Raw genomic sequence first — 25,673 nt, forward strand, 5'->3', positions numbered from 1 at the left:
TTGCGCCAGTTTCTGGAGTGCTTTCTCAGGATTCGCGTCGGCCTGTCAGATCACCGACGACGGCGTCGTTGAACTCGCTCCAGAGCGGCTTGGCCCACGCGCCGAAGGGGCGATCGGTGAGCACGACGCATGCCGCCTGCAGATCCGGGTCCACCCACAGGAACGTCCCGCTCTGCCCGAAGTGCCCGAAGGTGCGCGACGAATTGTGGTCACCGGTCCAGTGCGGGCTCTTGTGCGAGCGGATCTCGAACCCGAGTCCCCAGTCGTTCGGTCGGTGCTTGCCGTATCCCGGCACGAAGCCGTCGAGTCCGGGGAACTGCACCGAGTGCGCACGTGAGGCGAGTTCCGCAGACAACAGGCGTGGCGTCAACAGTTCCCGCGCGAACCCGGCCAGGTCGTCGACACAGGATCGTGCACCGTGCCCGGCCGGGCCGGCGAGCGTGGTCGACGACAGGCCCAGCGGTTCGCACACCGCCTGCTCGAGGTACTCGGCGAACGGGATCGCGCTGGCCGACTCGACACTCTCGGCGAGCACCTCGAAGCCGGCACTCGAATAGATCCGCTGGGTACCGGGAGGAGCGGCGACCTCGCGGCTGTCGAATGCCAGTCCGGACGCGTGAGCCAGCAGGTGGGCCGCGGTGGACCCGGGTGGCCCGGCCGCATCGTCCAACTCGACCGCACCCTCCTCGACGGCGACGAGAACGGCCTCGGCCACCAGGAGCTTGGTGACCGAGGCCAACTCGAATACCCGTCCCGTGTCACCGAATTGCTCGGTGACACCACTGTCGGTGACGATCGCGGCCGATACGTTGTCGACCGGCCAGCCGGTCAGCACATCAAGGGTGGACACATCGGATCACCCTACCGACACGCGACGGCGGCGTTCGGTCAGTGATCGTCGTCGGTGTAGCGGATCACGCCACGGATGTTGCGTCCCTCGAGCATGTCCCGGTAGCCCTCGTTGATCTGATCCAGCCGGTACTGACGGGTGATCATGTCCTCGATGTTGAGCTTGCCCATGCGGTACATCGACAGCAGTTGCGGGATGTCGAGTTTCGGGTTGCCCCCGCCGAAGAGCGAGCCCTGCAGGTTCTTCTGGAGCAGGGTCAGCATCGCGAGGTTGAGGGTGACGTCACTCTCCATCATGTTGCCCATGCCGGTGAGCACGCACGTGCCGGCCTTGGCGGTGATGCCCATCCACGTGTCGACGTCCTTGCCGTGCACCTCGCCGACGGTGACGATCACCTTCTGACACATACCGCCCGCGGTGATCTCGGCAATCGTCATCGCCGCCTCCTCGACCGACGCGAAAGCGTGCGTCGCACCGAACTTCATGGCCTGTTCGCGCTTCCACTCGACCGGATCGATCGCGAAGACGTTGCGAGCGCCGGAGATGACCGCGCCCTGGAGCGCCGCGATACCCACCCCGCCGACACCGACGATCGCGACATCCTCACCGGCCTTGACCGCTGCGCTGTGGGTCGACGACCCGTATCCGGTGGGAACACCGCACCCGCACAGGGCGGCAACCTCGAACGGGATGTCCTTGTCGATCTTCACCACGGACGCCTCGTGGACGACCATGTACGGCGCGAAGGTGCCGAGCAATGTCATCGGGTAGACATTCTCACCCTTGCTCGTGTGGATACGGAACGTGTTGTCCGACACCGCTTCACCCTGCAGCAGCATCGCACCGAAGTCGCACAGGTTCGACTGGCCCGCCTTGCAGGAGGGACACTTGCCGCATGACGGGATGAACGACAGCACGACGTGGTCGCCCACCTCGAAGTCGGTGACGCCCTCCCCCACCTGCTCGACGACACCCGCTCCTTCGTGGCCACCGAGGATCGGGAACCCGGCCATGGGGATCCCCCCGGTCATCAGATGATGGTCGGAGTGGCACATGCCCGCCGCTTCCATCCTGATCTTGATCTCGCTGCGCTGCGGATCGCCGATCTCGATCTCTTCGATCTCCCACGGCTTGTTGAGTTCGCGCAGCAGCGCGCCCTTGGTCTTCACTTCACAATCCTCCACTTCTCGATACCGCGTCGCCGGCCGGAGAACGCCCCCCCGTGAGACGTACGACGACCTACTGAGACCCTAGTCACTCCGGCGGAAAAATGAAACGTGTTCTAGTCGCGATTCTTCGTGCGGACACCGGTGCGATCCGATCGCACGAACGGACCGCATGCTCCCGGTTCGGGGTGCGTGCGGTCCGTTGGTTCGCCGGACCGGCGCCACGGTCCGGCGGGCACATCAGTTGGCCAGGCCGGCATCCTTGCTGCCGTAGGACGAACGCAGCGTCGGCTTCACGACCTTGCCACCGGCATTGCGCGGCAGCTCGTCGACGATGACGAGATCCTTCGGATGCTTGAAGCGGGCCAGGTTCTCGTTCAGGAACGGCTCGAGTTCGGCCAGCGTGAGGTCGTCGACACCGGCGGCGAGCACGACGACCGCAACCGGCACCTCGCCCCACTTCTCGTGCGCGCGACCGATGATCGCTGCCTCGGCGATCTTGTCGTGGCCGAACAGGACGTTCTCGACCTCGGCGCAGTAGATGTTCTCCCCGCCGGAGATGATCATGTCCTTCGCGCGGTCGACGACGTAGATGAACCCTTCGTCGTCCTGGCGGACCAGGTCGCCGGAGTGGAACCAGCCGCCGTGGAAAGCGTCCGCGGTGCCCTGCGGGTTCTGCCAGTAGCCCACCATCATGTTGGGGCCGCGGTAGACGATCTCGCCCACCTCACCCGGTGCGACGTCGTTCATCTCCGGGTCGACGATGCGGGCGGTGACCGCCGGGACCACCTTGCCGATCGACCCGAGCTTGCGCAGTGCGTCCTTGCCCTCCAGGGCACAGGTGATCGGCGACATCTCCGTCTGGCCGAACACGGCGACGTTGGTCGCGTCCGGGAAGGTCTCGTTCATGGCACGCAGCACCGAGTCCGAGGCCGGCGCGGCCCCCCAGCTGATGACCCGGAGTTTCAGATCACGCGGCTTGGCCTGCTGAGCCGCGCAGACCGCCTGCCACTGGGCAGGAACCAGGAAGATCGAGGTGGTGCCCTCGAGTTCCAGGGTGTCGAGCATCTGATCGGGATCGAACGCGCCGAGCGGGTGGATCACCGACAGCGCGCCCATGTAGAACAGCGGTGTCATCGCGCCGAGTCCGGCGATGTGGAACATCGGCGCCACACAGGCGCCGACGTCGTCCGAGCTCGTCTGCAACGCCTGCAGACAGGTCACCGCCTGTGCCTGCAGGTTGGTGTGGGTCAGCATCGCGCCCTTGGGTTTTCCCGTGGTGCCCGACGTGTACATGATGAGCGCGACGGTCTCTTCCGGAACATCGATCTCCGGCAGATCCGACGAGTCCTCCGCCATCAGCGACTCGTAGACGAGGTGGGCGTCGTTCTGCGTGTCACCGACGACGATGGTGGCGTCGATCGCACCGGTGGAGGCGGCGACCGCATCGGCCAGGGGGGCGAGCAGCGATTCGGTCACGATGACCTTCGCCCCGCAGTCGCTCACGAGGAACGCGACCTCGGCCGGGGACATCCGGATGTTGACCGGTACCGGGATCGCGCCGATCAGGTTGGCGCCGAGCGTCGCCTCCACGTACTCCGTGCGGTTCAGCATCAGGATCAGGATGCGGTCGCCGAACTTCACCCCACGCCGACTCAGCGCGGCGCCAAAAGCTCGGGTGCGTTCGTCGAGCTCACGCCAGGTGGTGACGTTGCCCATGAACTTCAGCGCGGCTCGGTCCGGTGTCATGAAGGCGTGCCGGCGAACCTGGTTGTTCCAGTGGTTACGACGCGAGCGCAGGGGCTCCGTGGTCAGGTCACTCATCGAGTCGACGGTGGCGGTCATTGGTGTGCTCCTTCGTTCAGGTGACGCGGCCTGGCCGCGTCTGATGGTCGGTACGTATCGATTTCGGTCGGCCGGCCCCGGGCGGACGGGCCGACGGATCAGCGCTTGCCTCCGGCGAAGGCACTCATCGCCGCCTGGAACTCGGCGGACTGCAGCAACTGGGTCTGGCCGTCGAGCTCGCGGTCGAGTGCGGCCTCGAAGTCACCCATCGTGTGCGCGTCGAGCGCCGCTTTCGTGAGCCGCAGCGCGCTCGACGACGATCGCACGAGCTTGGCCACGGCCTTGTCGACCGTGGCGTCGAGCGCTTCGCGATCTGCCAGCACGTCGTTGATGAGTCCGGCGTCGAACGCCTCGGACGCGGGCAGCTTCTCTCCGAGCAACGCCATCGCGTTGGCCCGCGCCCGGCCGACCGCCGCGGCGACCAGCATCGACGCACCACCGTCGGGCATGAGGCCGATGTTGATGAATGCCAGCAGGAAGTAGGAGCGCTCAGTGGCGTAGACGAGATCCGCCGCGAGAGCCAGGGACGCACCGATACCGGCCGCCGGGCCGTCGACCGAGGCGATCACGGGCACCCGAACGCCGCGAACCGCACGAGCGAGTTCCGAGCCCCCGGATATCACCCCGCGCGCCTGGCTCGGAGCGAGTCCACCGCCGGCGTTCTCACCCGCGGTCTTCGCGATGTCGATCACGTCGGCTCCGGTGCTGAAACTTCCCCCCACACCGTCGATCACCACGACCCGGACGTCGTCGCGCTGCGACCACTCGGCGCACGCATCCATGATGGTGCGACTCGCCGCGCCGTTGAGCGCGTTCATGCGGTGCGGCCGGTCGATCTCGATCCGGGCCACGCCTCGTTCATCCACACCGACCCGGACTTCGTCCACGACGGTCTCGTTGTCACTCACTGCTGCCTCACCTCGCCCGTAGCGCCGGCCGCCCGACTCGGGCCGGCTGACGCTCACACTACTACCACAGTGCGATGTGAATCACGAGAATACCGATTAACTTATCTGTGGCCAGACACCGATCTTCCTGGGTTTTTCTTGTAGCTGACCGAATCGGCCATTGGGAAGACCGACTCCGGCTATGCTCGCTGATCATGGCTTCCCGTTCGTCCTCGCCGGCCACGCCGCAGAGTCGCACACCGCGACGGCGTCCCGTCGACCGGCGCGACGTGATCCTGCGGTCGGCGGCCAAGGCCTTCAGCGAGAACGGCTATCACGCGGTTCGCCTCGACGACATCGCCGACGCCGCGGGCATCTCGGCACCGGCCCTCTACCGTCACTTCCCGAACAAGTACGCGCTGTTCGCCGAGACCGCCCGGTCACTCGCCGACGCGCTGGCCGCCGCAACCGCCGCGGTACCAGCCGACCCCGCCCGCCCCGAGCACGAACTGCGCGGTCTGCTCGCCGCGCTGACCACCGCCGCGGTCGAGAACCGGCGCACCGGCGGCATCTACCACTGGGAGGCCGACTACCTCGAGGACGACGACGCGCATTTTGTGCGCTCGATCCTCGTGGCCCAGCACCGCCGGCTCCGCGCCGCCTTACGCGGGTGTCGACCGGGTCTCGACACGGAGTCGGCCGACCTGATCACCGCCGCGATGACGAGTGTGGTCGCGAGTCCGGCCACGCACCGGACCGCCCTGGCCTCGCGCCAGATAGTCGCCTTGATCACCGACGCCGCGATGTCGTTGATCCGGGCCGACCTGCCCGCCGCGGCGGCGGAGAACACGGAAGCACACCTGGGCGGCCTCTCCCCCACATCGAAACGCGAAGTGCTGCTGGCCGAGTCGATCAGACTGTTCGCCGCGCACGGATTCCGCGAGGTCACGATCGACGACATCGCCCGCGCCGCCGATCTTCCGTCGTCCGGGGTCTATCGGCACTTCGAGAGCAAGGCCGCGATCCTGCAGGCCGCATTCTGGCGTGCCTCCGACCGGGTGACGACGATGATCGGCGACGCGCTGTCGTCGTCGCGAACGCCACGCGAGGCCATCGTCACGCTCGTCACGCGCTATGTGGACATGTGCTGTACGAACAACGACCTGCTGTCGGTGTATGCCCGTGAGATCAGCAACGTGGCACCCCGCCAACGCACCGAACTCCGCCGCCAGCAACGGATCAACGTCGAGGAGTGGGCGGGCTGGCTGAGCCGGGACAGACCCGAACTGACCCCTGCACAAGCCCGGTTCCTCGTGCAGGCCGCCCTCAACGTCACGATGGACCTGACGCGGTCGAACCGACTCCCGTCACCCCAGCGCATCACGACTCTGGGCTTGCAGCTACTGCTGGGCGGGCACGGCTCAGACGGTGTCGAGGTCGTCGAGTAGCCACCGGCCATCGCGCTGCACCAGCGTGACCTTCACCCGCGACTGGTATGGAATGCCGTCAGGGAGTTCAGAACTCACCTGCGGCGACGTGACGGTCTGGTCGAGGGTGACCAAGACGACCGCCTTGCCGTCGGCGATGGACTGCAGCCCCGCCTCCTTCGACTCCGCGCGCGAGGTTCCGCGTGCCGTCGCATTGCCGCGCCGGGCGTCCTGCGACGACGTGATGTAGGTCTTCGCGAACTCCGGCGTGGAGATCTCCCGGATCCGACGATCGAGATCGTCGTAGTTCGCAGGGTCGTAGGTGGCGACGGTCGCGGCATACTCGCGGGCCGTGTCCATCGCCTCTTGCCGCGTGGCCGCCGACGGCCCGGCCGCGTCGACACCGTGTTCGGCCTGCACCCACGCATACGCGAAGAAGCCGGTGGCGACGGCGAGCACGATGACCAGCACCGACAGAACGATCGGCAACGGTCGCGACCGAGATCGGCCCACGGGCGCGACGACCTTGCCCGGAATGCGATCCGCTGGGGTCGCGATCCCCGGTCCGGCCCCCCGGGCGCTGTCATCTCCGGAGCGTTCGGCATCGGGTTCGGCATCGGCCGCCGACGCAACCTCGCCGGTCCGCCGCCACCGGGGGCGTCGTCGAGACTTGAGTTGCGCCTCACCACGCAACCGCTCCCGGTTGGAACGGTTGACGGCCAGGAACTCGTCGCCGTCGAGCGAGGTGACGTCGCCGACCGGACGCGCCGCGACTTCCACCGGGTTCTCGATCGGTTCGGAGGTGTTGGCGTCGACCGTCGTCGGCCGCTGGGACTTCACCATGCGACCAATGTAGCCACCCGGACGTCGCATGTGGCCATCGTCACCCGGCTGGGCTATCACATATATGTGATGTGATAGTTTGTCTCGAATGATGGGGGTTACGTCTGTGCAACCGAATTCCACGCGGGTCGGCTGATCCGTGGCGCGATCATCCCGACCGTCTACGGTGACACAGATGAGATCCAGCGCGACACCCTCGGGCGGGCCGACCAGTGCGGAGCGCCCCGCTCGTCTGCGACGCCGCCCCCAGCTCTCCGAAGAAGTCGCCGTCCATCTTCGCGAACAGATCATGACGGCCGCGATCCGACCCGGTGAGTACGTCCGGATGGACGAGACCGCCGAACGTCTCGGCGTGAGTGTGACCCCCGTGCGTGAGGCGCTGCTCACCCTGCGCGGTGAGGGCATGGTCAACCTCGCGCCACATCGGGGCTACATCGTCGCCGAACTCAACCGCACCGACGTCGAGGACCTGTTCTGGCTGCAGGGCGAGATCGCGGTGAAGCTGGCGCTTCGCACCGCGGACGCGATCAGCGCCGAGCAGCTCGCCGACCTCGAATGGCACAACCAGCAGCTGAGCAGCGCGCTCGACTCCGGCGACGGCGAGCAGGTGGCGACCGCCGAGTTCGAGTTCCATCGGGTGCACAATCTGATCGCCTCGGGCGGCAAGCTCGCCTGGTTCCTGTTGAGCGCCACGCGCTACACCCCCTCGCAGCTGTACGCCACCGACCCCGAATGGGGTGTGGTGGCCGTCGATTCGCACGCAAGACTGATCGAGGCGTATCGCACCGGTGATCGCGAGCAGGTGATCGAACAGACCCGCAGGCAGTTCACCGACGGCGCCGCACGACTCACCCGGCACCTGGAGACCACCGGCATCTGGGACGACCAGGACTCCTGACAACCACCGCCGACACCCCGGCACCCTCGCTCGTTCGAGGCACTGGCGCGCGTCGGGTACGCTCGTATGTGAGGCGCCGCCCAGGGCGGGGCTGGTCACCCCCGACGACCAGCCCCGCCCTGGGCGGCGGTCTCGTCCGTAGAGCCGGCAATCCTGGCGCGGTTGTCGCGCACATCGCTGATCGACCGAGAAAAAAATCGCCCGCCACCTGAGGTGACGGGCGATTGTCTTGCTCCCCCAACTGGACTCGAACCAGTAACCGTTCGATTAACAGTCGAATGCTCTGCCAATTGAGCTATGGGGGAATGCTCTCGAACCGAGTGCTGACTTTAGCGCATGGACGCACCGGAGAACAAAACGCCTGTACGCGCGTTCTCCGGTGCGTCCGCTGACACCCCCAGCTCAGTGACCGGCGACCACCTCGGCCTCGTCGACCGTCCGCGGTGTGCGGGCACCCGGCAGGAACCAGTAGGCCAGGCACACGATGCCGAAGAACGCATAGCCGAGCGCGACCTCCGGGTTCGCCGCCCAACTCACCTCCGGAGCGTGGATCAGGCCGATGAACGAGAGCACCGCTCCGACACCCGACGCGATCGCCGCGTAATGGAACTTCTTGTCGAGGATGAAGGTCACCATCGCGCCGAGCACCAGACCGACCAGCACCGCACCCTCGCCCAGGGTCTGCAGGCCTTCGTAGACGACCCCGGCGTTGTTCAGCGCGTCATTCCCCACATCGCCCGCGCTGGTGCCCGCCGCACTGAGCGCGTTGTCGATCATTCCCGACCCCCATTGCGCGAGGTTGGGCAGGATCGCCGCCACGACCGCGACGGCATGCAGTCGTGGCACGGCCTGGAACGCCTGGGCGCCGATCAACAGCCCGATGTACAGCAGGATCGGGACGATCGCGGGTACCGGCAGCAGCGCCTCGAGAACCCCGAACAGGCCGGCGAAACACAGGATGCCGATGACGACGCCGCTGGCCAGCGAGTAGCTGGATCGGCCGCCCGCGTCCTTCCAGCCCGGATGACCGATGTAGACGGCCGGCGGGAACGGGGAACCGAACGCGGCACCGATACAGGCACCCGCACCGTCGGCGAGCAGCACGCTGCGCAGGTTGTAGTTGTCGCCGGCCGCGGCGGCGCTCTCCACGTTGCTCATCGCCTCGGTGAAGTTGTAGACGCCGAGCGGGATCGCGGTTCCCAGCAGGGGTGCGAGGTCACCGAGACCGGAGAAGAGCATGTCGAAACGCTGATCCGGGATACCGACCGCGATATCGGACACCGCCTGGCTCAGGTCGGGCGCGGACATGAATCCGCCGATCCAGCCGATCGCCGTGCCGACCAGGAGTGCCGCGAGCCCGACCGGGATGTTGCCCGGCAGACGCACGTCGGTGAAGAAGCCGATCAGGATGATCGCCAGCACCGGCAGGCCGATCCACGCGACCTCCCACATCTGCGCGGCCGGCCGCATGGAGATGAAGGTGATCGAGATGCCTGCGAGAGTGCCCAGCATCGCGGCACGCGGGGTCAGTTTGCGGACGTAGGGACCGACGAACGCGCCGATCATGACGATCACACCGATCATGAACGCCCAGGCGAGACCCGCTTCCCAGGCCGCCATGGCGTCATTGGTCTGCAGGTAGATCGGCAGCATCACGACGAACACCACGATGAACATGTGCGGGACGCTCGGCCCGTACGGCAGCGCGGTGACGTCGTCGCGCCCCTCGCGTTTGGACAGTCGCCGCGCCAGGAAGGTGTAGTAGAGGTTGCCCAGGATCAGCGCGACGCCGAGGGCGGGCAGCACGGTCCCCAGCACGTCGTCGGCGGGGACCTTCACCACGCCGATCATCAGTCCGGTCAGGGTGAGGACGTTGACGAGGATGTTGAATCCGAGACCGAAGAAGGCGTTGGTGTCGCCTCGGGTCCACCAGGCGACGGCGGGCGGGGGTGGTGACGACGAGGGGTCGGCGGGTGGCGCGGGCTCGGTGGTGGTACTCATCTGATCGGGTTCCTCTCGGCGACAGGTGAAGTGACGGACTTTCAGGACACTGCGGTCGTCGGCGACGTTGCCGAGTGGTCGGTGAGGGCGGCGACGAGTTCGCCGCTGGGTGCGGTCCAGCCGAAGATGCCGCCCTGGGCGGCGATCATCTCGAGGCCGACGCGTTGGAACTCCGGGAAATACGATCCGACACAGTCGGAGACGACGACGCATTCGAAGCCGCGATCATTGGCCTCCCGAGTGGTCGTGTGCACACACACCTCGGTGGTCACCCCGGTGACGAGCAGCTGGGCGATGCCGTGCTCGGCGAGCACCGCGGCGAGGTCGGTCGCGTAGAAGGCGCCCTTGCCGGGTTTGTCGATCACCACTTCCCCGTCGATCGGGGTCAGCTCGTCGATGATGTCGTGCCCGTACTCGCCGCGGATGAGGATGCGGCCGAACGCGCCGGGATCACCGATCCGCTTGGAGGGCATGCCGCGGTTGAGCTTGGCGGGTGGGCAGTCCGAGAGGTCCGGAAGGTGTCCCTCGCGGGTGTGGATCACCAGCATTCCGGCCGCCCGGGCGGCGTCGAGCAGCCCCACCAACGGGTCCACGACCCGTTGGAGCTGTGCGACGTCGTTGCCGAGCGTCTCGCCGAAACCACCGGGCAACAGGAAGTCCCGCTGCATGTCGATGATGACGAGTGCGGTGTGGGCCAGATCGAGATCGAGGGGGGCGGGTTGGGCAGCAATGGTCACGGTGTCGGCCACGTCGCGAGCCTTTCTGTGGTGAGGTCGGGATTCTGGGCGGCCGCCGATGCGCGCGGCTCGTCGAGGAGGGCCGCCGCGAGTTGCAGCACCGTGTCGTCGGACAGTGCGTTGCCCAGCAGCATGGCGCTGTGCGGGCGGCCATCGGCGGTGTGTCCTTGCGGGACGGCGACGCCGAGCAGGTCGAGCAGATTTCCGAAATGCGTGTAGTGCCCGAGCATGGTGTTCGCCTCGATGGGGTGGCTGAGCACCTCGTCGACGGTGAACGTCCGGCCGATCGTCGGCACCACGAGGACATCCATCTCCCGCCATAGCCGGCCGACCTCGGCGCGCAATTCCTGCAACGCCTGCAGAGCTGCGAAGGCATCGACCGCCGAATACTTCTCGCCGCTGCGCAGGATGTCGCGAACCACCGGATGAATCGATTCGGGACGCCCGGCGAGGAAGTCGCCGAACACGACGAGCCGCTCGGCCACCCACGGTCCGGCGTAGAGCAATTCCCCGGCTGCCAGGAACGGCTCCAGCGACACCTCCACGACCTCGATATCGATCGGGAATCCGTGGTGGTCCAGCCGGTTGCGGAATGCGAGGTGGGCGGCCCGCATCGCGTCGTCGCCGAAGAACTCCAGCTCGGTCACCGGTGGCACACCCACGCGGATCGCGGCGCCGCCGAAGTCGGCGCCGGGCGAGCGAGACCAAGGGTCATCGTCGTCGCGCCCGAACATGACCTCCATCACCCGGTCGACGTCGTCGATGCAGCCGGCCATCATGGTGATGCAGTCCAGGGACTTGCATGCCGGAACGAGACCGACGGTGCTGATCAGGCCGCGGGATGGCTTGTATCCGACGACGCCGTTGAGCGCCGCGGGCACACGCCCGGAACCCGCGGTGTCGGTCGCCACCGCGAACGGCACCTGTCCCAGAGCGACCGCCACCGCCGACCCCGAACTCGACCCGCCCGAGATCATCTCGCCGCCGTAGACACTCCGCGGGATCGTGTACGGCGTCCGGGTGCCGTTGAGCCCGGTGGCGAACTGATCCAGGTTGGTCTTCCCGACGTAGAGCGCTCCCGCATCGAGCAGACGCTGCACCACCGGCGCCGTCCGCTCCGCCACGTAAGCGAAATCCGGGCACGAGAGAGTCGTCGGGACGCCGGCCACATCAATGCTGTCCTTCACGCCGAACGGAACCCCGTACAGCGGGAGCCCGCGGGCGCCGGGCCGCCGTTCGAGTTCCGCGGCGGCACCGATCAGCTCGTCCCGCGGCACCGTGGACAGCCAGGTTCCGTCATCTCCGCGTGCCTCGATGGCGTCGGCGACCATCCGCGCGGTTCGGGTGGGCGATCCGCTCCCGCTGACGTGGTCGGCGAGTATCTCGGCGACCGAGGGGCCGAGCGAGGGCCCGGCATCCGGCCCGAATGCAATGTCCATACCGTCGATTGTCGACAGAATTATGGCGCCTGCGGATCGGCTGTGTGTCAGTTGTGTTAGCTGGGGCTGTGCGCTCGGGCGGCGTCGCCCGGTGGAGCGGCCAGATCCAGGTACTGCAGGTGTTTGTGGTCACGGAGGGCGGCCACCGCCGCGACGGGGTCATTCGTCTCCAGCGCCTCGAGTATCGCGAGATGCCGTTTGAAGCCGTCGTCGGGACCATGATGGTCGACGGTCTCCGTGCGCAGGTTGACCGCCATCGGCAGCTGGAGCTTCAGCAGGATCGGCTCCAGCGCGATGTCGAGCTGCCTGTTACCGGCTAGTCCCACGACCGCCGCGTGAAAATGCCGATGTGCATCGTCCTTGGTCAGGTCATCGGAAGCATGCTTCATCTCCTCGACCGCCGCGCGTACAGGCGCCAGCGCGGTGGCCGGGTCCTCGAGCGGCAAGGCCGATTCCACCGCGAAGCGTTCGAGCACCTGCCGCAGCTCGAAGAGCTGCACGATGTCCTGGGGGGACCATTCGGCCACCCGCGTCCCACGCCGCGGCTGGTGCTCGACGAGTCCCTGCTGGGCGAGCAGGCGAAGCGCCTCGCGGACCGGCGCACGGCTGATCCCGAGGTCGGCACACAGGGTCTCCTCGACGATCTTCTGACCGGGCTTCAGGCCCCCGGACAGGATGGCGTCCCGAATCCGCCTGCCGGCGACATCGACCAGGCTCTCCGGGAGGTCACTGTCCACATTCGCCTCATCCGGCCCGGTCATGCGCTCCTCGTTCGTCGTCTGCACCGGATCTCCACGGCGCGGTTGCACTGGCTGTGCCACTACCCGGTGTCACTGCAGTCTAATCGCGCACCACGCCCACATCGCGACCGCGGCGATCGCGTCACCGCTCCGCGGCGTGCGCACCTCACCCCGGGGATCGCGCGGAATCGGTGACGACCGCTTGCGGTAATGTGCACCGGCGGGCATTCGTGCCCTGCCCGGGGGCGGTAGCTCAGTCGGTTAGAGCCGCGGACTCATAATCCGCTGGTCGTGGGTTCGAGCCCCACCCGCCCCACTCGCCCCTGACGAAGTCCGGTGACCCGTGCGCACCAGGCAGCGCTCGCACACGCCACCACAGACCGCGCGCCGCACCGGCATTCCGTCGCCGTCCGCCGACAGGCCCCGTGCCGGCACCCGGATGTCATCGGAAATGATTGCACCAGAGCATGGTTCGCTCAGCTAACCAAACGAGTATCGCAATGACGCAGTACCGCAACATACTTCGCTCAACTAAGTGTCGTCTCCCGTTGCCCCTCGTGCATCTTCGGTTGACACCTACACCATGTGCCACAGAAGTCACCGGTGTCCACGAATACATGTGCCCGACAGCCGGATTGACGTGGCGGCCGCGCACGGTCGCGACGCGCCGGAGTGTCGTACAAACATCCGAATATCCCTCGGACGCCCACTACCCCACTGTAGTGTTCGAGATCATCAATCCGATCGTTACCGCGTCACAGCAGCCCGGATCGACGACTCGATCCACGCCACCCCTCTCGCCAGCCGTGGACAAGGCCGATGACACGTATCACCATCGTGTTTCGAAAACTGTTCAGCCCCAACCCCATTAGCGATAGCGAAGCCGGCCCGGCCGCCCTCCGCCGTGCCGCGGTGTCGGTGATCGTTGCCGGCGCGGCGGCGTGTGCGCTGACCGCTCCGCCGGCGTTGTCGCACGCCGACCCGATCACGCCGGATGACGCCGCATCGTTCAACCTGTTCATCCCGGGCACCTGGGAGACCGACGAATCGGCCGACCCGTGGCGGGCGATCGGCGCGCTGAAGCCCGTCGCCGACCGGATTCGGCACGACCACGGCGCATCGGCCGTCATCTACTTCCTGCCCTATGTGGCGCGGGCCTTCGACAACGGCGAGAGTTACGGGTCCAGCAAGGAGACGGCAATCGACAATGCCGCGCGGGTCCTTCGGGATTTCACCGCAAGCCATCCCGCGGCAAAGTTCACCATCACCGGCTACAGCCAGGGTGCGGACGCGGCGGGCGATCTCGCAGCCGCCATCGGCAACCACCTCGGACCCATCCCACCGGACAAGGTGCTGGCCGTCGCACTGCTCGCCGACCCGCGGGCCGGGACGTCCGGCGAGACCGCCGTCGGACCGAGAGCCGACGGGATCGGCATCGCCGATCCACGCCCCCAGGGCATGGGCAGCCTGGTCGGGCGCGTCTCGTCGATCTGTGCTCCCGACGACCTGTACTGCTCGATCGACAAACGACAGAACCCGTTCCTCGGGCAGTTGGGCAGCGCGCTGGGCAAGACACCCGCCGACGCCGCCCACGCGGTCCGGCGGGCGGCAACTGCGGCATCGATTCTGGCCGAGCTGGATCTGCCGGGCATCGTCGACGGCCTGGAGTCACTGCCGAAGAAGGTCGCCGCCGGTGACCTCGCCGCCGCACACTCGCTCGCCGGCACCCTCAACAACGACATGCGTCCACTGGTCCGACTCGCCGCCATGGTCGACTTCGCCGAGGTCTCCGCGACCCTGGCGCTGATTCCCGACGACACCGGCTTCACCAAGGCGATGTCGCTGGTTGCGGCGGCCCTGTCCCACGTCGACATCGAGCGAACCGCCGAGCTGGTCGGCAAGATCCAGGAGGTCTCCTGGGTGGCCATCGCGGCAGTGGGCCGGCACGCCGGCGCCAAGACCGTGCCCACGACCGTGACGTCGATGGCAGACCTCAAGCGCCTCGCCCGAGAACTCGCGACCCTGTCCAGTTCGGTCGTCACCGCCACACCGCAGTCCGGGACCGGCGTCGACGCGGTGGCGCCCGATCTCAAGAGCGCGGCGAAGGACGTCATCCGCATCTCGGCCAAGTACGCGATCACGAACCCGGCGACCCTCATCACCGACGCCGTCAGCGCCGGAGAGTTCTACGCATCCGAGAGCCACGTCCGATACGGCTCGCTCGTCGTCGACAAGCAGGGGCACGACGCGGTCGACTGGCTCGGCGCCTGGCTGTCGGCGAGCATCTCCCGGGCCCGGTGACCACGGTCCGCAGGGACAGCAGGTGTGACGTCGCCCCTCGCCGACCTGCCCGATCGGACAGGTTGACGCATACTGCTCACTATCGCCAGAGCACCAAGGGGGCGCGATATGAGTGGAACGGGACACCACATCTGGGGACGGCCACGACCGGTCCCGGACCGATGCCGTGGGGCGCACACGTACGCCGGAGGTTGCATCTACAACTCCGACGATCCACACCGGCCCGCGTTTCCCGAGGAACTGAGACCGGGCGCCAAGTCCACCAAGGCCGCCTGAGAGGCCCTCAGCCGACGCCCGCGTCGGGATCCACCGCCTGTTCGAGCAGGCTGCGCCGATAGGCCTCGAGCGCGACGAGATCACCGAACACCGCGTTGTAGGCGTCGGGATCCTCTCCCGGCGCCATGCGCCGCAGCCGCGACTTGATGTCGGCGATCTGTGCACCCACCCAGACCTCCTGCAATCGAGCCAGGACGCTGGTGATGTAGCGCGCGATGTTGTGCTCGCTCACGGGCATCGACTCCACCGCGAGCTCGGTCACCAACGGGCCGACCAGCGGATCGTCGACGGTGTTGTGGATTGCGTCCACCCATTCGGCGCCCCCCATACCACTGGAGGTGCCGCCGGCGGCGGTCATCGCCGTCCGGATCGCGGCGTAGGCGGGTTCGGTGAAGCATTGCACCGGTAGCGAATCGAACACGGTGCCGGCAATCGCCGGGTACTGGAGTGCGGCCTTGAGCGCCTCGCGCTGCGGCCACAGACGAGGATCGGTGGGCAAGGGACGTGCGGTGGGCGGGGCCGAGGCCGCCTCGGGTCGCTGACGCCGGATCGCGGTGACACCTCGACCGTTCTTCGGCGCAGACGCCGCACCCGTCGCCCGCGCATATCGCGCACCCTCTTCACGCACCCGGGCCAGCACCTGGGCGACCTCTTCCCAACCGACCCACCCGGCCAACTGACGCGCGTATTCGTCGCGCAGTGCGATGTCCTTGATCCGCGCCACCACCGGCACGGTGTCGCGAAGCGCGTGCACACGGCCCTCCGCCGTCTCGAGATCGTGCCCGGCCAGCAGCGCCTTGATCGCGAACTCGAACATCGGCACCCGCCTCGCGATGAGGTCACGGACCGCCGCGTCGCCACTGCGTTGACGCAACTCGCACGGGTCCATACCGTCGGGCGCCACCGCGACGAAGGTCTGCCCCGCGATGCTCTGTTCGCCCTCGAATGCCTTGAGGGCGGCGGCCTTTCCCGCGTCGTCGCCGTCGAAGGTGTAGATCACCTCGCCCCGGAAGTACGAGTCGTCCATCATCAGCCGCCGCAGCAGCGCCAGATGATCCTCGCCGAACGCGGTTCCGCAGGAGGCAACCGCCGTGGTGACGCCCGCAAGATGCATCGCCATGACGTCGGTGTACCCCTCGACGACGACCACCTGGTGCCCCTTGGCGATGTTCTTCTTGGCGTGGTCGAGTCCGAACAGCACCTGAGACTTCTTGTACAGCATGGTCTCCGGCGTGTTCATGTACTTGCCGAGATTGTCGTCGTCGAACAGCTTGCGCGCGCCGAACCCGATGATGTCGCCGCCGAGATTGCGGATCGGCCACAGCAACCGACGATGGAATCGGTCGATCGGACCCTTGCGTCCTTGCTTGGACAGTCCTGCCGCCTCGAGTTCGCTGAACTCAAAGCCTTGCGACAGAAGATTTTTCGTCATCGTGTCCCACCCGGCGGGTGCGTAACCGCATCCGAACGTGGCCGCGGTGGCGGCGTCGAAGTCCCGCTCGGTCAGATAGTCGCGCGCGATCTGGGCTTCGGGTGACTGCAGCTGCTGGGCGTAGTACTTCTGCGCGGCGGCGTTGGCTGCCACCAGGCGGGCGCGGGTCCCGCGATCGCGCACGATGGCGGTGCCGCCGCCCTCGTAGTGGATCTGGTAGCCGATCCGATCGGCGAGTTGCTGGACCGCCTCGACGAAAGTGATGTGTTCCTGCTTCTGGAGGAAGCTGTAGACGTCACCACCCTCGCCGCATCCGAAACAGTGGAAGTGTCCGTGGTTCGGCCGCACATGGAACGACGGCGACTTCTCGTCGTGAAAGGGACACAGCCCCTTCATGCTGTCGGCGCCGGCCCGGCGCAGGGCCACGTAGTCGCCGACGATCTCCTCGATACGCGTCTGCTCACGGATCGCCGTGATGTCACGATCGGGGATTCGGCCTGGCACGCCTACGAGTGTAGTGACTGCACGGTCGACGTCCGCACCGCACGTATCACTCAGCCCAGATGCGCCTGTGCTCCCGAGTTCTGCCGGTCGGATCGCTCCAGCCGTCCCTCAGTCATCGACGCGATCTGGTCGACGATGACCCGCAGTCGCGCGTTGTCGTCGGCGGCCTCCTGCCACAGCGGCACGAAGATCGGATCCAGCCCGCCCGGCGCGGCCGCGGTCAGCCAGACAGCGACGCGGTGGATGCGTTCGCGCTGGCGTTGCTGGGTCGCCTTGTGTCGCTCGTTGGAGAAGATGAACCGCAACGCGAGCGTCTTGAGGATGGCGACCTCCGCGGCGACCAACGGCGACACGGTGAGGTCGGCATCGTAGCGGGCCACCGAACGATCGCCCACGACCGCGCGGGTGCCGGTGATCGCTGCCGACGCGAAACGACCGATCAGCTCGCTGGTCAACCGTTTGAGGGCCACCGCGCTGTCGAGACTGCCGTCGTATCCTCCGGCCGACCGCACGATGTCCATCGCCGACAGGCGTTGCGCGGCGTCGATCAATGCATTGGCCTCGAGTCCGTCGAATTCCTTCACGCCGATGTCGGCGAGCGCGCGCTGATCGGTGGGGTCACCGAGCGTGCGCAGATCGATACGGTCGGCGATCACGCCGTCCTCGAGGTCGTGCACCGAATAGGCCACGTCGTCGGACCAGTCCATCACCTGCGCCTCGATGCACTGCCGGCCCGGTTCGGCGTCTCGCCGGATCCAGTCGAGTGCCGCGGCGTCGTCCTCGTAGGCGCCGAACTTGATCGCCGGTGGTCGCCGGGTCCAGGGGTACTTGAGCGTGGCGTCGAGCGAGGCCCGGGTCAGGTTGAGCCCGGCGCTGCGCCCGTGCGCATCGAGCAGCTTGGGCTCCAGCCGGGTGAGGATGCGGAGGTTCTGCGCGTTGCCCTCGAATCCGCCGATGTCGGCGGCCACCTCGTTGAGGGCCCGTTCGCCGTTGTGCCCGTAGGGTGGATGACCGATGTCGTGCGCGAGACCGGCGAGTTCGACCAGGTCGGGTTCGCACCCCAGGCCGATGGCGATGCCTCGACCGATCTGCCCGACCTCGAGTGAATGGGTCAGGCGGGTGCGTGGGGTGTCGCCCTCTCGCGGTCCGACGACCTGCGTCTTGTCCGCCAGCCGACGCAGCGCGGCGGAGTGCAGAACACGGGCCCGGTCGCGCGCGTAGTCGCTGCGGTGGTCGGTGCGGGTTCCGGGCAGACTCGCGACCTTCGGTGCCTCGGGCACGATCCGTTCGACGGCCTCGTCGCCGTAGTCGGCCGTCAGCGGGATGGCGGGGACGCCGGTGGTGCTAGTCAAGCACCCATCCCCGAGCGACGGCGAAGTCGGTGATGCGCTGACGGATGGCGACGATCTGCGCCGCGGTCAGATCGTCGGACGAGTCGAGCAACAGTTCGGTGAGCTCCTCGTTGAACGATGACGCATCCAACGACGAACGCGAGCGGCGAGGCCGCTCCCCGCCGTGTGACCGACTGTGGTCGGACCGACCGTGGTCGTGGTTGTCCCGCCGGTGCGGCCGAGCGGTAGCCGTGCCACCGTCTTCCGCGGGGGCTGCTTCGGTGACCGCGACGTTGACCGCCTTGGTCCCCCGATCGGTCTCCTCGACGTCGAAGGAGACCTTGGCGCCCGGCTTCAGCGCGTTCTCGTCGATGTCGATGTCATTGATGTGGAGGAAGACGTCGGCGCCGCCGGCCTCCGGCGCGAGAAACCCGAAACCCCGATTTGCGTCGTAATGCACGACCTTGCCACTGACGGTCACTTCACACTCGCTCTCCTCGCCGCACGGTCCCCCGGACCCCACGTCCGGATCCTGCGACAACTCCACACTCAACTATGACAGATATGCGCAGGTCGCACGTCGTCCACACATCGATCCCCGAGGAGCCCGCGACGAACGGGCGAAGGGTCACGCCCCGAGCAGCTTGCCGCCCAGATACTCGACCACCTTGTCGAGCGCCACCCGCTCCTGGCCCATGGTGTCGCGCTCGCGAACGGTGACGGCCTGGTCGTCGAGGGTGTCGAAGTCGACCGTCACACAGAACGGCGTCCCGATCTCGTCCTGGCGGCGGTACCGCTTGCCGATGCCCTGCGCGTCGTCGAACTCGACGTTCCAGTGCTTGCGCAGTTCAGCGGCGAGGTCCTTGGCCTTCGGCGAGAGCTTCTCGTTGCGTGAGAGCGGGAGCACGGCGACCTTGACCGGGGCGAGCCTGCGATCGAGCCGCAGAACGGTGCGCATGTCGGTGCCGCCCTTGGCGTTCGGCACCTCCTCCTCGGTGTAGGCATCGCAGAGGAACGCCATCAGCGAGCGGGTCAGCCCGGCCGCGGGTTCGATGACATAGGGGGTGTAGCGCTCGCCGCTGGCCTGGTCGAAGAACGACAGGTCCTCACCGGAGTGCTTGCTGTGGGTCGACAGGTCGAAGTCGGTGCGGTTCGCGACGCCCTCGAGTTCGCCCCACGGGTTGCCGGAGAAGCCGAACTTGTACTCGACGTCGACGGTGCGCTTCGAGTAATGCGACAGCTTGTCCTTCGGATGCTCGAACAGGCGCAGGTTCTCCGGGTCGATCCCGAGGTCGACGTACCAGTTGAATCGCTGATCGATCCAGTATTGGTGGCATTCCTCGTCCTCGCCCGGCTTGACGAAGTACTCCATCTCCATCTGCTCGAACTCACGGGTGCGGAAGATGAAGTTGCCCGGCGTGATCTCGTTGCGGAAGCTCTTGCCGATCTGCGCGATGCCGAACGGCGGCTTCTTGCGCGCGGTGGTCATCACGTTCTTGAAGTTCACGAAGATGCCCTGCGCGGTCTCCGGGCGCAGGTAGTGCAGCCCCTCCTGGTCGTCGACCGGACCCAGGAAGGTCTTCATCAGGCCACTGAACGCCTTGGGTTCGGTCCACTTGCCGGGCTGCCCGGTGTCCGGGTCATTGATGTCGGCGAGACCGTTGGCCGGCGGGTGGCCGTGCTTGAGTTCGTAGTTCTCGATCAGATGATCGGCGCGGTAGCGCTTGTGCGTGTACAGCGACTCGACCAGCGGGTCGGTGAACACCTCCACGTGTCCGGAGGCCTCCCACACCTGGCGCGGCAGGATGACCGAGGAGTCGAGGCCCACGATGTCGTCGCGACTCGTCACCATCGAGCGCCACCACTGGCGCTTGATGTTCTCCTTCACCTCCACACCCAGCGGCCCGTAGTCCCACGCGGACCGGGTTCCGCCGTAGATCTCACCGCTCGGGAACACCAGACCTCGACGCTTGGCGAGGTTGACGACGGCTTCGACGCGGTTGGACTGGGCGGCCACGGTTAACTGATCTCCAACGAGTAGGGGTACAGGGTCTGGTGTCTGCATCGACAGTGTCGTCGGCGCGCAACGGCATCGCTGACGACATGGCAACCCTTACAGGGTAGCCGCACGAGGGCTCGGTCACGGAATCGCTGCCGCCCTCGGGCCCCACCCCGGCGCCAGGAGTCTGCCTAGGCTGGTGTCGTGTTCCGGGTGTGTGCCGATCGCGGACCGCGACGAATCGCATGTGTCTGTCTCGTGGTCACGGTGGCCGTCGTCACGGCGTCGGGCTGCGAACTCGCCGAGGCCGGCCGGACGGTGTCGTCGACGACCTCATCTGCACCAGCCGTCTCCGGGGCCGCGGAAGGCCTCACCCCCGATCGTCTGGCGGCAGCCGTGACCGGGAGCGCCGTCCTCGCACACGTGCGGGCACTGCAGGCCATCGCCGATCACCACGGCGGAAACCGGGCGGCCGGCACCCCTGGATACAACGCTTCCGTGGACCATGTCGCCGGGCTGCTGCGCCTTGCCGGGTTCACCGTCTCCACGCCGAGGTTCGACTATCCCCGGTTCAACGGTGGGACGACGACACTGACCGCCGACGGCGCGGACGTTCCCACCGCCGTGTTGCAGTATTCGGCCGGCACCGACGGATCACCGGTCAGCGGTGTGCCGGTCTCCGCCGGCCGCCAGGGCTGCGCTGCCGCGGACTATCCCGCCGCGAGCCGCGGTGCTGTCCTCGTCGTCGATCGGGGTGAGTGCACGTTCGCCCGCAAAGCGGAGCTTGCCGAAGGTGCCGGCGCAGTGGCGATGGTCGTGGCGAACACCTCGGACGACCCGCTCAGGGATGCCACCCTCGAACCGGACGGCGCCCGCGTGATCCCGGTCGTGGCCGTCGCGCGCGACCTCGCGACCCGGGTCCGCGGCGCCCGGTCACTCACGGTGACCTCGACCGCCACGACAACGACGATCACGTCGCGCAACGTGATCGCCGACACGCGCACCGGCTCACCGGACGACGTGGTGATGGTGGGCGCGCACCTCGACAGCGTCCCGGAAGGTCCCGGGATCAACGACAACGCGACCGGCGTCGCCGCCGTGCTCGAGACGGCGTTGCGCCTCGGCGCGACACCGCCGGTGAACAGGGCCGTCCGCTTTGCCTTCTGGGGTGCCGAGGAGGACGGACTGGTGGGGTCGTCGCGATACGTGCAGCGCCTCGGCGACCGCCGCCGCTCGATTTCCGCCTACCTCAATTTCGACATGCTCGGATCGCCCAATGCCGGCTACTTCGTGCTCGACGGTGATGGCTCCGACGCGGACGATGGCCGAGGCGGGCCGACCGGATCGGACCGCCTCGAGCAGATCCTGACCGATTACTACGACGAGCGCGGCATCGCCACCTCGCCCGCCGGGTTGGTGGGTCGCTCGGACTACCAGCCGTTCGTCGACATCGGAGTGCCGGTCGGCGGCGCCGACACCGGCGCCGAACAGCACAAATCCGGGGAGCAGGCTCAACAGTGGGGCGGACGGGCCGATAGTGCCTTCGACCCGAATTACCACACCCCCGCCGACACGCTCGGCAATGTCGCCCAGGATGCGCTGGCGATCAGTGCGCCCGCCGTCGGCTACGCGGTGGCCACCTGTGCCCTCTCCCCCGGACCGGAGATCTGCTGAGACCCGGTTGATCGGTGTCTTCGGCGGCTCAATTGACAACGACTTCCGTTAGTATGGACTGCGATGTCCGCGAAGGAACGAGATTGCGCAGCCTCCACCGATCACCGCGTCGCCGGGACGGTGGAGTGCGAGGCTGCCAGCGACCTGCTCCGCGCTCTCGCGTCACCGACACGGATCGCGATCGTGCTCCTGCTGCGAGAGCGCCCGCAATGCGTTCACGAGGTGGTCGGCGCGCTCTCGTTGAGTCAACCGCTGGTCAGTCAGCACATGCGGGTACTCAAGGATGCCGGTGTCGTTCGCGGTGAACGCAACGGCCGCGAGATCGTCTACGAACTGGTCGACGACCACCTCGCCCACATCGTGACCGACGCGCTCACCCATGCCATGGAGCCCTCGGCCACCACCGAAACCCGCCCGGTCGACTAGATGCCCGCAAGTACCGATCGCCCGGTCACCGGCGTCCGTTCCACCCGGCAGCGCGCAGCCATCGCCGATGCCCTCGCGGCTGGCGACGACTTCGTCTCGGCACAAGAACTCCACGATCAGCTGAAGGCTCGGGGCGAGTCGATCGGCCTGACCACCGTGTATCGAAACCTGCAGGCACTGAGTCAGGCAGGCCAGATCGACATGCTGTGGGACGGGTCGGGCGAGACCCGCTACCGGCACTGCTCCTCGGGGCACCACCACCATCTGGTGTGCCGGCAATGCGGCACGACGGTCGAGGTTCAGGCCGGTCCCGTCGAGCAGTGGGCGGCGAGTATCGCTGCCCAGCACGGGTTCTCCGAGATCAACCACACCGTGGAGGTGTTCGGGCGCTGCCCGGACTGCACGGCGATCGCCGACTCGACGAGTCGGTGACCGATATGCGTAAGCCGCCGCCAGCCCCCTGAGGTGCCGCCCGAGCGAGCGTGCGAGCGTCACCACCCGGTCCCTGAGGAGCGAGCGTGCGAGCGTCACCACCCGGTCCCTGAGGAGCGAGCGTGCGAGCGTCACGAAGGGAGCGAGCGTGCGAGCGTCACCACCCGGTCCCTGAGGAGCGAGCGTGCGAGCGTCACCACCCGGTCCCTGAGCTGAGGCGCCGCCCTGAGGAGCGAGCGTGCGAGCGTCACGAAGGGAGCGAGCGTGCGAGCGTCACCACCCGGTCCCTGAGCTGAGGCGCCGCCCTGAGGAGCGAGCGTGCGAGCGTCACGAAGGGAGCGAGCGTGCGAGCGTCACGAAGGGCCCTACGTGGACGCATCCTCGCAAGCTCGGAGGCTCCTCAGGGACCGGGTGCGCTCAGAGTGCGGCTGCATCGGCGAGCCTCTCACGCCCCCGAGAGCTGTTGGGCCGCATCGGCTCCGGCGGCCAGCACCATGTGCAGTACGGTCAACAGCGGGATGTCGTCGAGGGACCCGGCGGGGAATGTGTAGTACTGCAGCACGTCCGTAGTGACGCCCTCGGGGTCCGATCGCCGCAGCGCCCCGAAACTCAGTCGTGCGTCGCAGGATTCGACGTCGTCGCGCAAGGACGGGGTGTTCGGCAGATTCACCGCCACGAGTTGGGTCACCGTCAGGACGTCGAGACCGGCCGCCAGTTCCAGCACTCGAATCGACGCGCGGGTGGGCCCGACCTGCACCACGACGGAATCGGTGTCGACGTCACCGACGTCGCCGAACTCCGCGAGCAGCCCGGCGAGTCGGGTCGGCCAGGCCGAGCCCGGCGTCGGGTGGGTCATGTCGGCATCACTCCGCCGAACCGGCGGTCGCGGGACGCATACTCGACACACGCCGCCCAGAGGTCACGGCGGTCGAAATCGGGAAACAGCTTCTCCTGGTACACCATCTCTGCGTATGCCGACTGCCACAACAGGAAGTTGGAGATACGCTGCTCCCCCGACGGCCGCAGGAACAGGTCGACGTCGGGCATGTCCGGCTCGTCGAGGTAGCGGGCGAACGACGACTCGGTGATGCGTTCGGGATCGATCTCACCGGCTGCCGCTCGTCGCGCGATCTCTCTTGCCGCGTCGGCGATCTCGGCCCGACCGCCGTAGTTGACGCACATCGTCAGCGTCATCACCGTGTTGTTCTTCGTCATCTCCTCGGCAACTTCGAGCTCCCGGATCACACTGCGCCACAGGCGTGGCCGACGACCGGCCCATCGAACGCGAACCCCCATCTCGTTCATCTCGTCCCGCCGACGCCGGATCACGTCGCGATTGAAGCCCATCAGGAAGCGGACCTCGTCGGGACTACGCGACCAGTTCTCGGTGGAGAAGGCGTACGCCGACAGCCAGGTGACGCCCATTTCGATACAGCCGCAGACGGTGTCCATGAGGACGGCTTCGCCTCGCTTGTGCCCTTCGGTGCGAGGCAGGCCGCGGTCGGTGGCCCAGCGTCCGTTGCCGTCCATCACCAGGGCGACGTGCTTGGGTATCAGCTCGGGTTGGAGTTTCGGCGGCCGAGCCCCACTCGGGTGTGGGTCGGGCGGACGTACGGTTGCGGTTTCCGGGCGGGCCGACCGTTTCCCGGATCGCGAACCGGGTCGTAAGGCCATCACCCGTCTCCTCTCACGCGGTGTCCACCAGCCTATGGGGTGCTTCGCGTTCGATGAGCGGCAGGGTTCGCAACTGCCGTTCCAGATGCCACTGGAGATGGGCGGCGGTCAGGCCACTGGCCTGGCGCTGCATCGACGAGCTGATCCCCACGGTGTGCTCCCATTGGCCGCGGAACAGAGCGTCCATCAGGTCGAGCACACCGGGTGACGGTGTCGCCGCACCCGGCGGACGGCAGTGGATGCAGACGGCCCCACCGGCCGCAACGTGGAACGCCCGATGCGGTCCGGGCTGTGCACAACGCGCACAGACGTCCAGGGCGGGCATCCATCCCGCGCAGTGCATGGCGCGCAGCAGATACGCATCCAGGATGAGTTCATTGGGGCGGCGATGTTCGGCCAGCGCGTCGAGCGCGCCGACGGTCAACCGGTGCAACTGTGCGGCCGGGGCGCGTTCCTCACCGGCGAGTCTCTCCGCGGTCTCCAGGACCGCGCACGCCGTGGTGTAGCGCCCGTAGTCGGCGACGATGGCGTCGGCGAACGCATGCAGGGTGTGCACTTGCGTCACGATGTCGAGATTGCGGCCGGGATAGAGATGGACGTCGATATGGGCGAAGGGCTCGAGGCGGGCACCGAACTTCGACCGGGTGCGGCGAACACCTTTGGCCACCGCACGCACCAGACCATGGTCCTGGGTGAGCAACGTGATGATGCGATCGGCTTCGCCCAGCTTGTGCTGGCGAAGCACCACGGCCTCATCCCGATAGAACCTCACCGTCACATTCTTCCATCAC

Annotated in this window: 23 protein-coding genes and 2 tRNA genes; 8 read left to right on the forward strand and 17 right to left on the reverse strand. The window is 67.3% G+C overall.

Features of this window, described 5'->3' with window-relative positions; all coding sequences use genetic code 11:
* Nucleotides 1-25: 25 nt before the first annotated feature.
* From AC4AMJ_RS10740 to AC4AMJ_RS10755, 4 genes are all read right to left on the reverse strand, one after another.
* A complete protein-coding gene (locus AC4AMJ_RS10740) occupies nt 26-850 on the reverse strand; it encodes a serine hydrolase domain-containing protein (RefSeq protein ID WP_489918030.1) in 825 nt (274 codons plus the stop codon).
* Between the two features lie 38 nt (nt 851-888).
* Nucleotides 889-2,019 carry an NDMA-dependent alcohol dehydrogenase gene (locus AC4AMJ_RS10745; RefSeq protein ID WP_489896231.1) on the reverse strand — a complete coding sequence of 377 codons (1,131 nt, stop codon included), beginning with the start codon at nt 2,017-2,019 and terminating at the stop codon, nt 889-891.
* Nucleotides 2,020-2,256: 237 nt separating this feature from the next.
* Nucleotides 2,257-3,861, reverse strand: coding sequence for a fatty-acid--CoA ligase FadD5 (gene fadD5 / locus AC4AMJ_RS10750; RefSeq protein ID WP_489918031.1), 1,605 nt, complete (start codon nt 3,859-3,861; stop codon nt 2,257-2,259).
* A 98-nt stretch (nt 3,862-3,959) separates the two neighbouring features.
* Nucleotides 3,960-4,769 carry an enoyl-CoA hydratase-related protein gene (locus AC4AMJ_RS10755; RefSeq protein ID WP_489918032.1) on the reverse strand — a complete coding sequence of 270 codons (810 nt, stop codon included), beginning with the start codon at nt 4,767-4,769 and terminating at the stop codon, nt 3,960-3,962.
* Nucleotides 4,770-4,963: 194 nt separating this feature from the next.
* On the opposite strand from AC4AMJ_RS10755, the gene AC4AMJ_RS10760 reads away from it, so the two are divergent.
* Entirely contained in the window at nt 4,964-6,196 is a 1,233-nt protein-coding gene (locus tag AC4AMJ_RS10760) for a TetR/AcrR family transcriptional regulator (RefSeq protein ID WP_489918033.1), read from the forward strand.
* Here AC4AMJ_RS10760 and AC4AMJ_RS10765 read toward each other — a convergent pair.
* A complete protein-coding gene (locus tag AC4AMJ_RS10765; protein WP_489918034.1) occupies nt 6,170-7,018 on the reverse strand; it encodes a hypothetical protein in 849 nt (282 codons plus the stop codon). The genes AC4AMJ_RS10760 and AC4AMJ_RS10765 overlap by 27 nt on opposite strands.
* A 175-nt stretch (nt 7,019-7,193) precedes the next feature.
* Here AC4AMJ_RS10765 and AC4AMJ_RS10770 point away from each other — a divergent pair, with 175 nt between their 5' ends.
* Nucleotides 7,194-7,916, forward strand: a complete 723-nt coding sequence (locus AC4AMJ_RS10770) for a GntR family transcriptional regulator (protein WP_489896236.1) — start codon at nt 7,194-7,196, stop codon at nt 7,914-7,916.
* A gap of 232 nt (nt 7,917-8,148) precedes the next feature.
* Here AC4AMJ_RS10770 and AC4AMJ_RS10775 read toward each other — a convergent pair.
* From AC4AMJ_RS10775 to AC4AMJ_RS10795, 5 genes are all read right to left on the reverse strand, one after another.
* Nucleotides 8,149-8,221, reverse strand: a tRNA-Asn gene (locus AC4AMJ_RS10775).
* A 97-nt stretch (nt 8,222-8,318) separates the two neighbouring features.
* On the reverse strand, nt 8,319-9,917 hold the full coding sequence (locus AC4AMJ_RS10780; RefSeq protein WP_489896237.1) for a SulP family inorganic anion transporter: 1,599 nt from the start codon (nt 9,915-9,917) through the stop codon (nt 8,319-8,321).
* A 41-nt stretch (nt 9,918-9,958) separates the two neighbouring features.
* The gene (locus AC4AMJ_RS10785) at nt 9,959-10,666 is read right to left on the reverse strand and encodes a cysteine hydrolase family protein (RefSeq protein ID WP_489918035.1); all 708 of its coding nucleotides are present in this window, start codon (nt 10,664-10,666) and stop codon (nt 9,959-9,961) included.
* The gene (locus AC4AMJ_RS10790; protein ID WP_489918036.1) at nt 10,651-12,093 is read right to left on the reverse strand and encodes an allophanate hydrolase; all 1,443 of its coding nucleotides are present in this window, start codon (nt 12,091-12,093) and stop codon (nt 10,651-10,653) included. The genes AC4AMJ_RS10785 and AC4AMJ_RS10790 overlap by 16 nt, the downstream gene beginning before the upstream one ends.
* Before the next feature lie 56 nt (nt 12,094-12,149).
* Entirely contained in the window at nt 12,150-12,854 is a 705-nt protein-coding gene (locus AC4AMJ_RS10795) for a GntR family transcriptional regulator (protein WP_489900958.1), read from the reverse strand.
* Between the two features lie 221 nt (nt 12,855-13,075).
* Between AC4AMJ_RS10795 and AC4AMJ_RS10800 the strand changes: the two genes are divergently transcribed.
* The 3 genes from AC4AMJ_RS10800 to AC4AMJ_RS10810 all read left to right on the forward strand — a co-directional run bounded on the left by AC4AMJ_RS10800 (nt 13,076) and on the right by AC4AMJ_RS10810 (nt 15,410).
* Nucleotides 13,076-13,149: transfer RNA gene (locus AC4AMJ_RS10800), tRNA-Ile, on the forward strand.
* A 503-nt stretch (nt 13,150-13,652) separates the two neighbouring features.
* Nucleotides 13,653-15,134, forward strand: a complete 1,482-nt coding sequence (locus AC4AMJ_RS10805; protein WP_489918037.1) for a cutinase family protein — start codon at nt 13,653-13,655, stop codon at nt 15,132-15,134.
* Nucleotides 15,135-15,242: 108 nt separating this feature from the next.
* A complete protein-coding gene (locus tag AC4AMJ_RS10810) occupies nt 15,243-15,410 on the forward strand; it encodes a hypothetical protein (protein WP_489896241.1) in 168 nt (55 codons plus the stop codon).
* A gap of 7 nt (nt 15,411-15,417) precedes the next feature.
* Here the strand turns inward: AC4AMJ_RS10810 and dnaG are convergent, their stop codons facing one another.
* From dnaG to AC4AMJ_RS10830, 4 genes are all read right to left on the reverse strand, one after another.
* Nucleotides 15,418-17,346: a DNA primase gene (gene dnaG, locus AC4AMJ_RS10815; protein ID WP_489896242.1), complete on the reverse strand. Its 1,929-nt coding sequence runs from the start codon at nt 17,344-17,346 to the stop codon at nt 15,418-15,420.
* Between the two features lie 50 nt (nt 17,347-17,396).
* Nucleotides 17,397-18,698: a deoxyguanosinetriphosphate triphosphohydrolase gene (locus AC4AMJ_RS10820; RefSeq protein WP_489896243.1), complete on the reverse strand. Its 1,302-nt coding sequence runs from the start codon at nt 18,696-18,698 to the stop codon at nt 17,397-17,399.
* On the reverse strand, nt 18,691-19,158 hold the full coding sequence (locus AC4AMJ_RS10825; protein WP_489896244.1) for a cold-shock protein: 468 nt from the start codon (nt 19,156-19,158) through the stop codon (nt 18,691-18,693). The genes AC4AMJ_RS10820 and AC4AMJ_RS10825 overlap by 8 nt, the downstream gene beginning before the upstream one ends.
* A gap of 147 nt (nt 19,159-19,305) precedes the next feature.
* On the reverse strand, nt 19,306-20,694 hold the full coding sequence (locus AC4AMJ_RS10830; protein WP_489900960.1) for a glycine--tRNA ligase: 1,389 nt from the start codon (nt 20,692-20,694) through the stop codon (nt 19,306-19,308).
* Between the two features lie 249 nt (nt 20,695-20,943).
* On the opposite strand from AC4AMJ_RS10830, the gene AC4AMJ_RS10835 reads away from it, so the two are divergent.
* From AC4AMJ_RS10835 to AC4AMJ_RS10845, 3 genes are all read left to right on the forward strand, one after another.
* Nucleotides 20,944-22,350: a M20/M25/M40 family metallo-hydrolase gene (locus tag AC4AMJ_RS10835; RefSeq protein WP_489918038.1), complete on the forward strand. Its 1,407-nt coding sequence runs from the start codon at nt 20,944-20,946 to the stop codon at nt 22,348-22,350.
* Between the two features lie 63 nt (nt 22,351-22,413).
* Complete coding sequence (locus AC4AMJ_RS10840; RefSeq protein ID WP_489918039.1) at nt 22,414-22,776, forward strand: ArsR/SmtB family transcription factor; 363 nt, start codon at nt 22,414-22,416, stop codon at nt 22,774-22,776.
* Nucleotides 22,777-23,208 (forward strand): Fur family transcriptional regulator, encoded by a 432-nt coding sequence (locus AC4AMJ_RS10845; RefSeq protein WP_489896247.1) that lies wholly within the window; start codon nt 22,777-22,779, stop codon nt 23,206-23,208.
* Nucleotides 23,209-23,653: 445 nt separating this feature from the next.
* Here AC4AMJ_RS10845 and AC4AMJ_RS10850 read toward each other — a convergent pair whose 3' ends face one another.
* The 3 genes from AC4AMJ_RS10850 to recO are packed head-to-tail and all read right to left on the reverse strand — an operon-like array spanning nt 23,654 to nt 25,654.
* A complete protein-coding gene (locus AC4AMJ_RS10850; RefSeq protein WP_489896248.1) occupies nt 23,654-24,064 on the reverse strand; it encodes a hypothetical protein in 411 nt (136 codons plus the stop codon).
* A complete protein-coding gene (locus tag AC4AMJ_RS10855; RefSeq protein ID WP_489896249.1) occupies nt 24,061-24,882 on the reverse strand; it encodes an isoprenyl transferase in 822 nt (273 codons plus the stop codon). The genes AC4AMJ_RS10850 and AC4AMJ_RS10855 overlap by 4 nt, the downstream gene beginning before the upstream one ends.
* Before the next feature lie 13 nt (nt 24,883-24,895).
* Nucleotides 24,896-25,654: a DNA repair protein RecO gene (gene recO / locus AC4AMJ_RS10860; protein WP_489896250.1), complete on the reverse strand. Its 759-nt coding sequence runs from the start codon at nt 25,652-25,654 to the stop codon at nt 24,896-24,898.
* Nucleotides 25,655-25,673: the final 19 nt, after the last annotated feature.

Source organism: Gordonia sp. LMA484 (assembly GCF_058129505.1).